Origin of the sequence: Arthrobacter sp. MYb229 (assembly GCF_002975405.1) — a bacterium.
Lineage (GTDB): Bacteria > Actinomycetota > Actinomycetes > Actinomycetales > Micrococcaceae > Glutamicibacter.
This window is the reverse complement of sequence record NZ_PCPS01000002.1, coordinates 822,833-836,105: the sequence shown is the minus strand read 5'-3', so window position 1 is coordinate 836,105 and position 13,273 is coordinate 822,833. Positions and strand designations below refer to the sequence as shown.

Below are 13,273 nucleotides of genomic sequence, written 5' to 3'. Positions count from 1 at the left end.
GTCCAAGGTCAACTATGCATGGAATGATTCCCGAAAGGTATCAAGTGTTCACTCTGGATCAGGCCCGCAGCTTTGTTGCGGTAGCAGAAGAGCTGCATTTCGGACGGGCGGCCGAACGTCTGAATATGACGCAACCTCCGCTGAGCCGGCAAATTCAAAAGCTGGAAAGGTCGGTCGGGGTTGAACTGCTCGAACGAGATAACCGCCGCGTTTCATTGACCGCGGCCGGCCACGCATTCCTCACCGATGCCCGGCGGCTGGTGGTTGCCGCCGAACGGGCCCCGGATAACGCGCGGCGCATTGCAGCGGGCCAACTCGGTGAACTGCGGATCGGGTTCACCGCAGCATCTGGCTTTAGCCTCTTGGGTCCGCTGCTGGCCGAAATCACCGAACAAATGCCAGAGGTCCATCTCGATCTCGTGGAGATGGTGACCAGCGAGCAGGTCGACGCGCTGCTTGACGGGGATTTGGATCTGGGACTTGCCCGGCCGCCATTTGACGCGAAGCTCTTCGAATCCACCTTATTGTTTTCCGAGGGGCTCTTTGCCGCGGTGCCCACTGGGCACCGTCTTGATCTGCTGCAGCGAGAACTCGTTTTTGATGATCTGCGCGAAGAACCACTGATCATGCACTCTTCGACCAAGGCGCGCTACTTCTACGACTTGGTGGTCCGCCGGCTCGATGTGGAGCACAAGAACGTGCGCCATACCGTAAGCCAGATCCTCACCATGGTTGCCTTGGTGTCCGCCGGACGCGGTATCGCGATTGTTCCGGAAAGCGCCAAGCTGCTGGGCGTGCACGGGGTCAGCTACCTGCGGCTTGGCGACGTCACCGACGATCCCGTGCAATTGCACGCCATCTGGAGCAAGACCTCCCGCAATCCGGCTCTTGGACGCCTGGTGGACATAGTGCGCGGCTCGCTGCATGGTTAATGATGCTCGTAGGGTATCAAACAATATAAATATGGGCTTGGACAGGCATCACACTAGCTCCATACGCTGGGGACAACGGATTCAATCCACCCACCTTCCGTCGATTCATCTTGCGACGGATCAAGAAAAGGACCATCCCCATGGCTCAGTACACTCCCGCCGAACTCGCCGACAAGCTCAAAGACGGGCTGCTCTCCTTCCCGGTCACCGCGTTCGATGCTGACCTCGAAATCGACGAGGCAACCTACCGCCGCCACCTGGACTGGCAGTCGAGCTTCGACGTCGCGGGCCTGTTCGCAGCCGGCGGCACCGGCGAAGGCTTTGCGCTGACCTCAGAAGAAGCAGCAAGAGTTGTGCGCATGGCCGTGGAAGAAGCCGGCTCACGAGTTCCGGTGCTCGCTTCGGCCGGCGGTTCCACCAAGCAGGCCATCCAGAACGCCCAGGACGCCGAAGCCGCTGGCGCCGAGGGGTTGCTGCTGCTGCCTCCATACCTGACCGAGTGCGACCAGGAAGGCCTGTACCAGCATGTCTCCTCGATCTGCTCCGCAACCAAGACCGGCGTGATCGTGTACAACCGCGCCAACGCCGTCTACTCGGCGGACACGGTGGCCCGACTGGCAGAAAACCACGAGAACTTCATTGGCTTCAAGGACGCCAACGGCGACATTGAGCACCTGACCAAGGTCTACGCCAAGAACGGCGATCGCTTGTTCTACCTCGGCGGCCTGCCCACTGCCGAGACCTTTGCGCTGCCACTGCTGCAGCTGGGCATGAGCACCTACTCCTCGGCCATGTACAACTTCGTCCCGGAATTCGCCCTGGACTTCTACAAGGACGTACGCGCTCAGGACCGCGTGGCAGTCAACGAAAAGCTCAACCGATTCGTATTGCCGTACCTGGATATCCGCGACCGCGTCAAGGGCTACGGTGTCTCCATTGTCAAGGGCGGGTTGAAGGCCATCGGCCGCGACTCGGGTTCGGTACGCCCACCGCTGCAGAACCTGACCGAGCAGGACCTTGCGGATCTGAGCGCACTGATCCAGCAGGCAGGCATTGTGCCCGCCGGGGCCATCCACTAAGCCAAGCCTCGTTCATCACCGGCAAACAAATACGTCGAATCAGGAGTAATAATGACTATCAATACTCAGAACTTGACCGGGCAATCAATCCTTGCGGGTATAACTACCGCCGGAAACGGCCGCGCAGTACACGGCTACAACCCTGCCACCAATGAACCGCTGGAGCCGGCATACTCGCTGATCGATCTGGACCAGCTAAAGATCGCCACCGCGGCGGCGGCCGAGGCTTTCGAATTCTTCCGTTCGCTGGAACCCGCGAAGCACGCGGATTTCCTGGATGCGATTGCCGAGAACATCGAAGCCGTGGGTGCCGAGCTGGTAGCACGGGCCATGGCGGAAACCGGGCTTCCCGAGGCGCGCCTGACCGGCGAGCGCGGGCGCACCACCGGGCAGCTGCGGCTGTTCGCGAAGGTGATCCGCCAAGGCGACCAGCACGGGGTCCGCGTAGATCCGGCACTGCCCGATCGCGCCCCGCTCCCGCGCGTTGACATTCGCCAGCGCAAGATTGCCGTGGGACCGGTTGCGGTCTTCGGCGCCTCCAACTTCCCGCTGGCATTCTCCACCGCGGGCGGAGACACCGCATCGGCGCTGGCCGCTGGTTGCCCGGTTGTTTTCAAGGCACACAACGCCCACCCGGGGACCAGCGAGATTGTCGGTCAGGCAATCAGCAAAGCTGTTGCGGACTTTGGCCTGCACCCGGGCGTCTTCTCGCTGGTTTATGGTCCGGGCGCGACCATCGGCCAGGCCCTCGTAGCGGATCCGGTGATCAAGGCAGTTGGATTTACCGGTTCGCGTTCGGGCGGCACGGCACTAATGGCTACCGCGGCCGCACGTCCAGAGCCAATTCCGGTCTACGCCGAGATGAGCTCCATCAACCCAGTGATCTTCTTTGACGGTGCGCTGTCCGAAGATCCAGCCGCGCAGGCAAAAGCCTACCTGGGTTCTGTCACCGGTTCCTCGGGTCAGCTGTGCACCGCACCGGGATTGGTCTTCGTGCCTACCGGCACTGGCGGTGACGCATTTGCGCAGGCCATCAGCGGCCAGGCTCCGAATACCGCGGGGCAGACAATGCTGACCGAAGGAATCTACAACTCCTGGATGCAGGGTGTCGAGGCCTTAGGCGGCCAGCCGGGCGTCGAGCTGTTGGGTCGCGGTACCGAAGGAGCCGGTCAGAATGCACCGGCACCTGCCATCTTCTCCTCCTCGGTAGAACAGCTGCTGGAAAATCCGGTGCTTCAGGATGAAATCTTTGGTGCCGCTTCGCTAGTGATTCGCTACGATTCTGCTGCCGAACTGGTCACCGCGCTGTCAAAGTTGGAAGGCCAGCTCACCGCGACCTTGCAGCTCACCGATGCGGACCACGAAACCGCTGCCGCGGTACTCCCGACCTTGGAAACCAAGGTTGGCCGTATCCTGGTCAACGGCTGGCCAACGGGCGTTGAGGTGGGCCACGCCATGGTGCACGGCGGACCGTTCCCGGCCACCTCGGATCCGCAGACCACCTCGGTAGGCACGCTGGCTATCGAACGTTTCTTGCGCCCCGTTGCCTACCAGAACTTCCCCAACGCGCTGCTGCCACGGCCGATCGCCAAGGACAACCCTTGGAATCTGACCCGACGCATTGATGGCGCACTGACCACCACCGGAGAGTAGTCGATGAGCAGCCAGCCAACTATCGCCTCGATTCAGGTCATTCCCGTCGCCGGACACGATTCGATGCTGTTGAATCTCTCCGGTGCCCATGGCCCCTTCTTTACCCGAAATATCGCCATCGTCACCGATTCCGAGGGTCGCACCGGTCTGGGTGAGGTGCCCGGGGGCGAAGCGATCCGTTCGACCATCGAAGAGGCCGGTACGCTGCTCACCGGCGCTCCCGTCGCGACATACCGAACGCTGCTGCGCCGGGTCGCGTCCCGCTTCGCGGACCGGGATTCCGGCGGACGCGGGACGCAGACCTTCGATCTCCGCACCACGGTGCACGCGGTGACAGCCATCGAATCCGCCTTGCTGGATCTCCATGGCCAGTTCCTCGGCGTGCCGGTGGCCGAGTTGCTCGGCGATGGGCAGCAGCGCGACGCGGTGCCAATGCTCGGCTACCTGTTCTACGTGGGCAACCCGGATCGGACCGACCTTCCGTACCTGCGCGAATCGCAGGGTGCGGATGACTGGGCGCGCGTGCGCCGCGAAGAGGCCATGACTCCCGAAGGCATTGTCCGCTTGGCCGAGGCGGCCCAGCAGCGCTACGGCTTCAAGGACTTCAAGCTGAAGGGCGGAGTCCAGGACGGCGACGCCGAGGTGGACGCCGTCATCGCACTGAAGGACCGTTTCCCCGAGGCTCGAATCACCCTTGATCCCAATGGCGGATGGTTGTTGGAGGACGCGATCCGGTTGGGCAAGCGCATGGCCGGGGTGGTGGCCTACGCCGAGGATCCCTGTGGTCCGGAGGGACGCTTCTCGGGCCGCGAGGTGATGAGCGAGTTCCGCCGGGCCACCGGGCTGCAGACCGCCACGAACATGATCGCGACCGACTGGCGGGAAATGTCTCACGCGGTGCGCACCAACGCGGTGGATATTCCGCTGGCCGACCCGCATTTCTGGACGATGTCCGGTTCGGTGCGTGTTGCCCAGCTCTGCGACGAATTCGGATTGACTTGGGGGTCGCATTCCAATAACCACTTCGATGTCTCGTTGGCCATGTTCACCCAGGTAGGTGCGGCCGCACCGGGCGAGATCACTGCCCTGGATACGCACTGGATTTGGCAGGACGGCCAGGGACTCACCGAGGATCCGCTGCTGATTCGAGATGGGGAAATCAAGGTTCCGCAGCGCTCCGGTTTGGGCGTCACGCTCAACATGGACCGCGTGCAGGAAGCTCACGAGCTGTACCTCGAACAGGGGCTGGGTTCACGTGACGATGCGGTGACCATGCAATATCTGATCCCCGACTGGACCTTCGATTCGAAGAGGCCTTGTCTGGTTCGCTAGCGGGCAGCAGTAGAATCTGAATAATGCGCCGTGGACGGTGAGGATAGCTTTCAGCGTTATCCTCACCGTCCATAGCTGCGAATAACCGCAGACTTGGCAGCACCAATTTTTGGGCGAGGAAGGCAACATGCAAGGAGTTTTGCAAGGATTTGCCGTTGTCCTGATACTCATTGGCATTGGCCTGCTGACCTCGATAGCATTGCCGCGAAAACGGGTGGCAATTGCTCAGGGGCTGACCCCACTCATCTTCTACATCACCAACCCCGCGCTGATGTTCACCCTGCTGGCAAGCACGGACCTGCATGCGGTTATCGGAGTATTCACCCCGATAGCATTGATCACCGCCGTGTTAACCGGGGCGCTGTATGCCTTGGTAGCGAAGCTGGTTTTCAAGACTCCGGCCCAGCGGCTGCCCGCCGCGGCCATGTCCACAAGTTACGTCAACGCCGGAAATATCGGGGTGCCGCTGGCCCTCTACGCGGTGGGGAGCACCAACCCTGTGGTCTCGGTGCTCATTGCGCAGCTGCTGATCATTGCACCGGTCTACCTGTGCATGTTTGCGGTGGTCTCCCGCGCTCCGCGCGGGGACACAGGCAATATGCCGCTTGCGAAGACGATCCTCAAGTCCATCGCCAATCCGGTCACCATTGCAACCTTGCTCGGCGCGGTCTTCTCGTTCTTTGGCTTGCGGCTGCCCGAAGTCATTCACGCTCCAGTGCAAATGCTCGGCGATGCGTCGATTCCCCTCTTGCTCATGGCCTTCGGCATGGCGTTGTACGGCCAGCGCCCGCTGTCCGATAGGGACCTGCGAGGCGAAATCTATCTGGCGACCGCCTTCAAGGTGCTTTTCATGCCGGTGTTCGCCTGGCTCGTGGCCCGATTCGTCTTCGGCTTAGCAGGAATTGAGCTTCTCGGCGTGGTGATCATGGCGGCGTTGCCCACCGCGCAAAACGTCCTGCTATTCTCCCAGCAGTTCAAGCTGCCCGTTGCCGTACCGCGAGAAGTGGTGCTGACCAGTACCTTGCTCACCATCCCTGTGGTCCTGCTGGCAACATTCTTGTTGGGTTAGGCAGGAACTGAACAGGGAATGGAAGCGGCGGCCAAGCCTTGCTCGTTCCAGCGGTCCAGCGCCGCTAGTTTGCGCAGCCGCAGCTACCTGGCGATGGCTCCATGGGAGGGGATGACCGCACCTTCAACACTTTCCAAAGATTCAAGAAATACTTCCCTGAGCCGTTTGGCTGCCGGGTTGGCCGACGATTCTTCCCACGCCAAGAAAATGTCCGAATGGTTCAGCCCCTGCAATCCGTCGGGGCCAACCAGTTCTTCAAACACCACTCCGGTCGGTGCAAAGTCCATGGCGCTTGCCGGTACGAGCGACACACCCAATCCGACTCCCACAAGAGCCATTAGCGCTGGGATCTGGCTAGCGATCTGGCTAATCCTTGGCTTGGCATTGACCGAGTCAAACAATCGGAGCACCAAGTCGTAGAAGTAGCGCGCCTCATTGGTTGAATACATCATCAGCGGCAGCCCCACGAGTTCCTTGATGAGCACTCCCTTCCCGGTGACCAGATAGTGTCCTTCCGGAAGCGCGACAACCAGCCGGTCCTTTTTGATCAGGCAAGTTTCCACTCCGGCACGGTTCACTACCGGTCGCAGCAACCCAATATCGATGGTCCCCTTGCTCAACGCGTCAAGCTGGTCGACGGAGACAGCCTCGCGCAGCACCATGGTCACGTCCGGTAATTGTTGGGCGGCTCTGGCCAGGAATTCTGGGAGCACCGATTGCCCGGCCACGGAGGTATACCCGACAACCACCGTCCCCGATTCCCCCGAGGACACACGGGACACTTCGAGGCTGGTCTTTCGGCTCATATCCAAAAGGCGTCGCGCATTAGGCAACAGCACCTCACCGGCGGCCGTGAGCGCAACGTTGCGCGAGCTGCGAATGAATAGTTTTGCCTGGAGCTCGCGTTCAAGCAATTGGATCTGCCGGCTCAATGGCGGTTGCGTCATATTCAAACGTTCAGCTGCGGCGCCGAAGTGAAGTTCTTCGGCGACAGCGACAAAGGACTCAAGCTGAATCAGCGTGAACATCAATGCACCTCTTGAATCGTTGATTGCATAATTTAGCTTGGACAGGTATCGATCCGTGCTCTTAGTGTGAGTCTAAACGCCAACGAAAACCGGAGCACCAATATGTCGCACATACCTTCCCTCGGCAGCCTCGCATCGCTGACCCCTCACACCTCAAGACCGCCGGTGCGCATTTCCGACATTCAAGTCACCCCGGTGGCATTCGCAGACCCACCGCTCTTGAATTCAGTAGGAGTCCACGAACCATTCGCCCTTCGTGCCATCGTGGTGGTTCGTACGGAAGGCGGGCATTATGGTCTGGGCGAAACGTATGGGGATGCAGTCCATGTGAGCAGGCTGCGGCGAGCCGCAGCCAGCCTGATCGGCGCAGACGCTTTTAATACCAATAGAATTTCGTCTTTGGTCTCGCAATCCTTGTTGGACGATAACGGCGTTGGTGGTCATGGGACCGGAGGCATGGTCACCACCACGTCGCTCGATGACCGTGTACTCTCTGCTTTCGACGTTGCCTGTCTGGATATTCAGGGCAAGATCCTCGGGGTGCCGGTCAGCACCCTGCTCGGTGGTGCAGTACGGGATGAGGTCGAGTTCAGCGGATACCTGTTTTACAAGTGGGCGGCGCACCCCGGATTGGACGATGATTCGTGGGGCGAAGCACTCGACCCTGCCGGAATAGTCGCCCAGGCTCGCAGGATGGTTCGCGATTGCGGATTCAAAGCACTCAAGCTAAAGGGCGGGGTGTTCCCGCCCGATCAGGAAGCCGAGGCGATCCTTGCCCTACGCCAAAGGTTCCCGGACATTGCCTTGCGCATCGATCCAAATGGCGTGTGGACCGTGGAAACTGCAATTCGCATAGGACAACGGTTAGCGCCCGTTCTTGAATACCTTGAGGACCCTTGCCTCTCGATTGCCGATAACGCACAGGTGCGGGCAGCCATCGATCTGCCCGTCGCCACGAACATGTGCGTGGTGTCGTTCAATGACCTGCCTCCCGCTATCGAAGCCGGAGCGGTTGACGTTGTGCTTTCCGACCATCATTTCTGGGGAGGGCTGAACCGTTCCCGGCTTCTGGCCGGGATTGCCGAAACCTTTGATCTTCGCCTATCAATGCACTCGAATTCCCACTTGGGCATTAGCTTCGCGGCGATGATCCAGCTCGCCGCCGCTACCAAAAACATTGACTATGCTTGCGACACTCATTGGCCTTGGAAACGGACTGAAGATGACGTGATAGTTCCAGGCGTATTGGAAATATCAGACGGGGCAGTCAAGGTTCCGACATCTCCAGGTCTGGGCGTAGAACTGGACGAGGTAGCCCTAGAACGCATGCATCAGCAGTATCTGGACTGCGGAATGACCAAGCGCGATGATACTTCGTACATGCAAGGCATCGATCCCACGTACGAGCTTAAGAGCCCTCGTTGGTAACGCCGCTGCGCGTAGTGGTCACAGATCCTATCGTGTCCCGCCTTGCACCTTTGTTCAAGGAGCTTGGCCCCGAGCACGATTGGGAATTCGTCGCCCACCTGTCCCCTGCCGAGCAATCCAAACATGTTTCCATGTCCGATGTGCTGGTCTGCTCTAAGTTGAACTCGGAAGACGCTGCGCAATGCCCGGCGCGGCTGGTTCATGTCACCGGTGCGGGCACGGATCGAGTCGCGTTGGCCAGCTTGCCTAGTTCAACGCTGGTTGCGCGCACCGCGCACCATGAGCGTTCCATTGCCGAACACGTATTGATGGTGATTCTGGCCCACCAGCGGCGGCTCTTCTCCGCGGCCGAAGAGCTGCGTCAAGGAAGCTGGAGGTCGGTTTCCACCGCTCAGGCTGTTCCGCTGCACCGTACTTTCAGGGATTTGACCATCGGTTTCATTGGACTGGGTGGCATCGGTGAGCAAACCTTGGAATTCACCACCGCCTTAGGTGCCAGCGCGATAGCCGTGCGAAGAACACCACTTGGCGATAGGCATCCAAATCCACAGCTGAGGTGGGTGAAAGGTCTAGGCGCCTTGCCCGAGCTTCTACGTGACAGCGACGTAGTGGTCCTCGGATTACCGCTAACCGATGAAACCCGCGGCCTCATCGGCGAAAAAGAACTAACGCACATGCGTGATGATGCCTTGCTGGTCAACGTTTCGCGCGGGGAGATCGTTAATGCTTCGGCGCTCTACGCGGCACTGGCCGACGGAACAATCGGAGGCGCAGCCTTAGACGTGTGGTGGGGTGCTCCCTATGGTTCCCAAGCACCCGCGGAGGTTCGAAGGTTCGCCGCCTTGCCGAACGTCATCGCTACCCCGCACTACTCGGGGCACGCTGTGGAAACCTTCGAAAAGCGCGTTCGGGAAATCACCAGCAACATCAACGCATTTGCCGGCGAGCTTCCGCTGAGCAACAAAGTCGAAATCTCGCCGAACCGACGTAGGCAACGGAAAGGAGGGCCGGTAACGACTTCTTCTTAGCGATCTTCATCGAAAGCATCACTCCAAGCTACGAAGCTCAACGCCTTACCCCTAGCCAGCACTTTCCTGCTGACCAGCGCGGAGCCACTTCGCCGCTGGCCGGAAAACTAACGACGGCTTTTGGCATTCCGCTGCCCTTGAACCGGCCGGTGCGTTCGCTCTGCAAGCAGACGGCGTCCAACGCGATGTCTCCCTCGCGTTCAAAGGACTACGCTATGTCGTTCTCGACCCGATGATGATCGCCTGCTATGCAGTTGGCATCGGTTCGTCCGCAACCACGGTTCGCTTGGACTCCGTCACCGTGACCGTTGCTGTGCTGCTGACGGGCACGCAGCGGACCGCCCAGCTCAGGCGGCATTACGTTCCTCGTTGCACAAATGAAATTAATTCCTGGCTCGTGTGCCTGATGAGGTCGCGGCAGCCGCTCTTCGGGCCAATGCTGAGGCTAATCCCCCAATAGTGGCGACCATCGCTGGAACCGAGACTGCTCGCGGCGTAGGCGGGGTTTTCAGATCTATAATCTGCCGTTACGTAATTTCAAAAGCTTCTTCCTTGCGCGAATCGTTTTGGAGTCCGGGACGTTGCGAGCAGCCTCCTGCCTTGCCGTACGCGGTCGATTCGCAACACCCAGAGCACACGAGCGAGCCCAGGCAAGCCCGCATGAATGCCGGCTTGCCTGGGCTCCTCTTTTTCTAGTCCGAGAGCTTCGGGGAGTTGATCCCGGAATGCTTGCCTGCGACATATGGCCTTTGCTTGAGCATCCACCGCACGATCAGCGCGATGGCTATCAGCAGCACCGCCAGCATGATTGTGCCGGCATTCAGCCCCAGCCCGTGAATGAACAGGAAGGAAAGTGTGCCGCCGGCCAAGCAGTAGTAGATCGTGACGAGGATCGTCTTGCGCAGCAAATCACCTTCGCGTCCTAGCAATCCAACAGTCGCCGAGGCGGCCACGATGTTATGGATGGAAATCGGATTTCCACCAGCTCCACCGACGGCCTGTGCCGCCACAATGGATTCCGGAGGAACGCCGATCTGCGCCCCGGTGGAAAATTGGAACTGCGAGAAGGTCAGGTTCGAAATCGTATTGGAGCCTGCCACGAACGCTCCCAACGCGCCGATCCACGGCGCGATGAGCGGCCAGAAGCCCCCGGAAATCGCCGCGGCGCCCTCGGCCAACGTCACCGGAATGCTGGAGAGTCCCGAATTGTTCAGTTCCGGTCCCGATTGGATCAGGATGCGCACCAGCGGAACGGCGAAGAGCAGTGCAACGGCGGTGCCAAAGAGCTGCCCGGCCGACACCTTGAAAGCTCGTGCAATTTGGGCGCCGTTCATCTTATGCAAGACGAACGCAAAGACGGAAGCGAGGATAAGCACGAAGCCGGGAAGGTAGAACGGTTGGATACTGGTGCTGATTCCGGTGCCGAGAATGTCCGCTACTGGAATCGCCAGTCCCGTCAGGAATGCTTTAAGGTCCGGGATCACTCGTGTCGCGACCAAAAGAGTGCCCATCAGAATATAGGGCGCCCAGGCACGGAGCACACCCATGCGCCCGGTAAGGTCAACGGCCTTGGCCGATTCGAGGGAGCCCATCCAACGCTCGGACCAAGTCTCTTTGGGCCCGAAGTCGAAGACTTCCTTGGGCATCAGGAATCCACGGCTGGAGGTAAACATGACCAGTGCGAGGCCGATCAGCCCACCGAATAGCGAGGGGAATTCAGGACCGAGGAAGCGGGCGGTAAGTACAGAAGGAACCGTCATGGCCAGGGATGCGTAGATGGCGAAGGGCCATACGGCCAGACCATCACGGAAGCGGCGCTCCGGACCGAAGAATCCGGTGAGCATGCAGACCATAATTAACGGAATGAGCAAGCCTACGATGGCGTGGATTATTGCGACTTGCAGTCCGATTGAACCCACGAATTCCGGCATGGTCACGCCCAGCACGCTGATACGTTCTGCCACTGCAGGATCGCCACCGAGCCCCTGCTGGACGCCAATCAGGATCGGGGTGCCCACCGCGCCGAAACTCACCGGCGTGCTCTGGATGATCAAGCCCACCATCACCGCGGCCATAGCCGGGAAGCCCAAGGCCAGCAGCAACGGCGCGACAACGGCGGCAGGAGTACCGAAGCCCGAGGCCCCTTCGATGAAGCTGCCAAACAGCCAGCCGATGATCACCGCTTGGACGCGGCGGTCGGGAGAAATGTTGTTGAACCCGGCCCTGATGGTGGACATTGCGCCACCAACGGTAAGCGTCGCGAGCAACAGCAAAGCGCCGAACACGATGTACAGCATGGTTGCCGCGACGATGAGCCCTTCAATCGAGGCTGCAAGCACACCGCTGAAGTCCATTTTCCAGACGAATAGTGCCACCAGCACCGCAACGACATATCCGACCGGCATCGCGAATTTCGCGGGCCAGCGGAAGCCTGCGAGCAACACTCCAACCACTAATATCGGCGCCAGCGCGAGCAACGCGAGCACAGCTAAGTTGTCCATATTTCTGATCCTCTCTGACCATACTTCCGCAGACTTCCAATCTGCGTCCAGGCAGCTTCACTTTGTGCGAGAAACCAATCACCTTATGGTCAGACCACTATGGTCTGACCATAAGAGCATAACCTATTCTCACATAAATTGTGAGGGTAGTCACGCAATGGATCTTGCCATAGCTCCCGAGAGAACTTCGCGAAGCAGGATTAATGGAGTCCTGACGTCAGCAGATAATCTGCGGGCCCCGAGCTCCGCCCCTTAATGTTCAACGGCAATTGGCCTCGATGCTTCCAGCCGAATGGGCCTACCCTCGCGAAAGTGGCGCACAATCCCCTGGTGGCACCGCTCTGCTCTGGAACCAATAACGATCTCGCGGCCCCAGGCGGGCCGCGAGATCGTTATTGTGTTTCTTGGGATCTTGCGGAACTTTAGGTCAGCGTCCAGGAGCGCTTGGACAGTCCGTACCAGAAGCCTTCGATGGCAGTCTTCGCGTCGATACCGCCAGAGGCGTAGGCGGCACCAAGGGATACGTACAGTGGCGCCCAGTGCTCGGAGCGCGGATGGGCCTCGCGGGCCGCCGGAGCCTTGTGCATGAAATCAAGAATGGAGTCCACATCGCCGCGCGCCATCGCCTCTTCGGCCCAGTGGTCAAATTCGCTCGAAGCCGCCGGCGGAGCGGAATCGGCCCCCGCGGCAGGATTGAACCAACGCAGATTGTGGGTGGTGAAACCCGACCCGACGATCAGCGTTCCGCGTTCGCGCAACGGGGCCAGCGATTTGCCGAGTTCGAACAGGCCAGCCGGATCCAGGGTCGGCATCGACATTTGCACCACCGGAACGTCGGCGTCCGGAAACATTTCCTTCAACGGCACATAGGCGCCATGATCGAGCCCGCGAGTCTCATCGCGCTCCACGTGGTGACCATGCGTTGCGGTCAGCCGCTCAACCTCAGCTGCTAGCTCTGGAGCCATAGGCACGTCATAGCGTACGTCATAGTACTTCTGCGGAAAGCCCCAGAAGTCATAGACAAGTTCGTTTTTCTGCTGCGTGGCACTCAGCGTCACCGGCGCATTTTCCCAGTGCGCGGAGATCATCAGAATGTCCTTGGGTTTATCGATGGCACCTGACCAGTCAGCTAGTTCACTGGTCCATCGGGCGTCATCGGCCAATGGCGGTGCACCATGGCTAAGGAAGAGGACTGGAGGGAGTTCTGCTGGCTGCGTCATGAG

Annotated in this window: 10 protein-coding genes; 7 read left to right on the top strand and 3 right to left on the bottom strand. The window is 59.9% G+C overall.

Annotated elements, in window-relative coordinates; genetic code table 11:
• The first annotated feature begins 44 nt into the window (after window positions 1-44).
• The 5 genes from CQ019_RS10165 (at window position 45) to CQ019_RS10145 (ending at window position 6,065) form a co-directional block, all read left to right on the top strand.
• Window positions 45-932 (top strand): LysR family transcriptional regulator, encoded by an 888-nt coding sequence (locus CQ019_RS10165; protein WP_105569614.1) that lies wholly within the window; start codon window positions 45-47, stop codon window positions 930-932.
• Window positions 933-1,072: 140 nt separating this feature from the next.
• Complete coding sequence (gene kdgD / locus CQ019_RS10160) at window positions 1,073-2,011, top strand: 5-dehydro-4-deoxyglucarate dehydratase (RefSeq protein WP_105552877.1); 939 nt, start codon at window positions 1,073-1,075, stop codon at window positions 2,009-2,011.
• Between the two features lie 51 nt (window positions 2,012-2,062).
• On the top strand, window positions 2,063-3,664 hold the full coding sequence (locus tag CQ019_RS10155) for an aldehyde dehydrogenase (NADP(+)) (protein WP_105569613.1): 1,602 nt from the start codon (window positions 2,063-2,065) through the stop codon (window positions 3,662-3,664).
• A gap of 3 nt (window positions 3,665-3,667) precedes the next feature.
• Window positions 3,668-4,996, top strand: coding sequence for an enolase C-terminal domain-like protein (locus CQ019_RS10150; protein ID WP_105552875.1), 1,329 nt, complete (start codon window positions 3,668-3,670; stop codon window positions 4,994-4,996).
• 127 nt (window positions 4,997-5,123) lie between these two features.
• A complete protein-coding gene (locus CQ019_RS10145; protein WP_105552874.1) occupies window positions 5,124-6,065 on the top strand; it encodes an AEC family transporter in 942 nt (313 codons plus the stop codon).
• A gap of 83 nt (window positions 6,066-6,148) precedes the next feature.
• Here the strand turns inward: CQ019_RS10145 and CQ019_RS10140 are convergent, their stop codons facing one another.
• The gene (locus CQ019_RS10140; RefSeq protein ID WP_105569612.1) at window positions 6,149-7,093 is read right to left on the bottom strand and encodes a LysR family transcriptional regulator; all 945 of its coding nucleotides are present in this window, start codon (window positions 7,091-7,093) and stop codon (window positions 6,149-6,151) included.
• Window positions 7,094-7,195: 102 nt separating this feature from the next.
• On the opposite strand from CQ019_RS10140, the gene CQ019_RS10135 reads away from it, so the two are divergent.
• Complete coding sequence (locus CQ019_RS10135; protein WP_105552872.1) at window positions 7,196-8,521, top strand: enolase C-terminal domain-like protein; 1,326 nt, start codon at window positions 7,196-7,198, stop codon at window positions 8,519-8,521.
• 32 nt (window positions 8,522-8,553) lie between these two features.
• A complete protein-coding gene (locus CQ019_RS10130; RefSeq protein WP_146113355.1) occupies window positions 8,554-9,549 on the top strand; it encodes an NAD(P)-dependent oxidoreductase in 996 nt (331 codons plus the stop codon).
• 692 nt (window positions 9,550-10,241) lie between these two features.
• Here the strand turns inward: CQ019_RS10130 and CQ019_RS10120 are convergent.
• Both CQ019_RS10120 and CQ019_RS10115 read right to left on the bottom strand, forming a co-directional pair.
• Window positions 10,242-12,050 carry an L-lactate permease gene (locus CQ019_RS10120; protein WP_105569609.1) on the bottom strand — a complete coding sequence of 603 codons (1,809 nt, stop codon included), beginning with the start codon at window positions 12,048-12,050 and terminating at the stop codon, window positions 10,242-10,244.
• Between the two features lie 422 nt (window positions 12,051-12,472).
• Window positions 12,473-13,270 (bottom strand): dioxygenase, encoded by a 798-nt coding sequence (locus tag CQ019_RS10115; protein WP_105569608.1) that lies wholly within the window; start codon window positions 13,268-13,270, stop codon window positions 12,473-12,475.
• Window positions 13,271-13,273 lie beyond the last annotated feature (3 nt).

What these genes read in the sequence shown, in the direction of transcription:
- kdgD (WP_105552877.1), top strand. Translation starts at nt 1,073, where the DNA reads ATGGCTCAGTACACTCCCGCCGAACTCGCCGACAAGCTCAAAGACGGG.
- CQ019_RS10155 (WP_105569613.1), top strand. Translation starts at nt 2,063, where the DNA reads ATGACTATCAATACTCAGAACTTGACCGGGCAATCAATCCTTGCGGGT.
- CQ019_RS10150 (WP_105552875.1), top strand. Translation starts at nt 3,668, where the DNA reads ATGAGCAGCCAGCCAACTATCGCCTCGATTCAGGTCATTCCCGTCGCC.
- CQ019_RS10145 (WP_105552874.1), top strand. Translation starts at nt 5,124, where the DNA reads ATGCAAGGAGTTTTGCAAGGATTTGCCGTTGTCCTGATACTCATTGGC.
- CQ019_RS10140 (WP_105569612.1), bottom strand. Translation starts at nt 7,093, where the DNA reads ATGTTCACGCTGATTCAGCTTGAGTCCTTTGTCGCTGTCGCCGAAGAA.
- CQ019_RS10135 (WP_105552872.1), top strand. Translation starts at nt 7,196, where the DNA reads ATGTCGCACATACCTTCCCTCGGCAGCCTCGCATCGCTGACCCCTCAC.
- CQ019_RS10120 (WP_105569609.1), bottom strand. Translation starts at nt 12,050, where the DNA reads ATGGACAACTTAGCTGTGCTCGCGTTGCTCGCGCTGGCGCCGATATTA.
- CQ019_RS10115 (WP_105569608.1), bottom strand. Translation starts at nt 13,270, where the DNA reads ATGACGCAGCCAGCAGAACTCCCTCCAGTCCTCTTCCTTAGCCATGGT.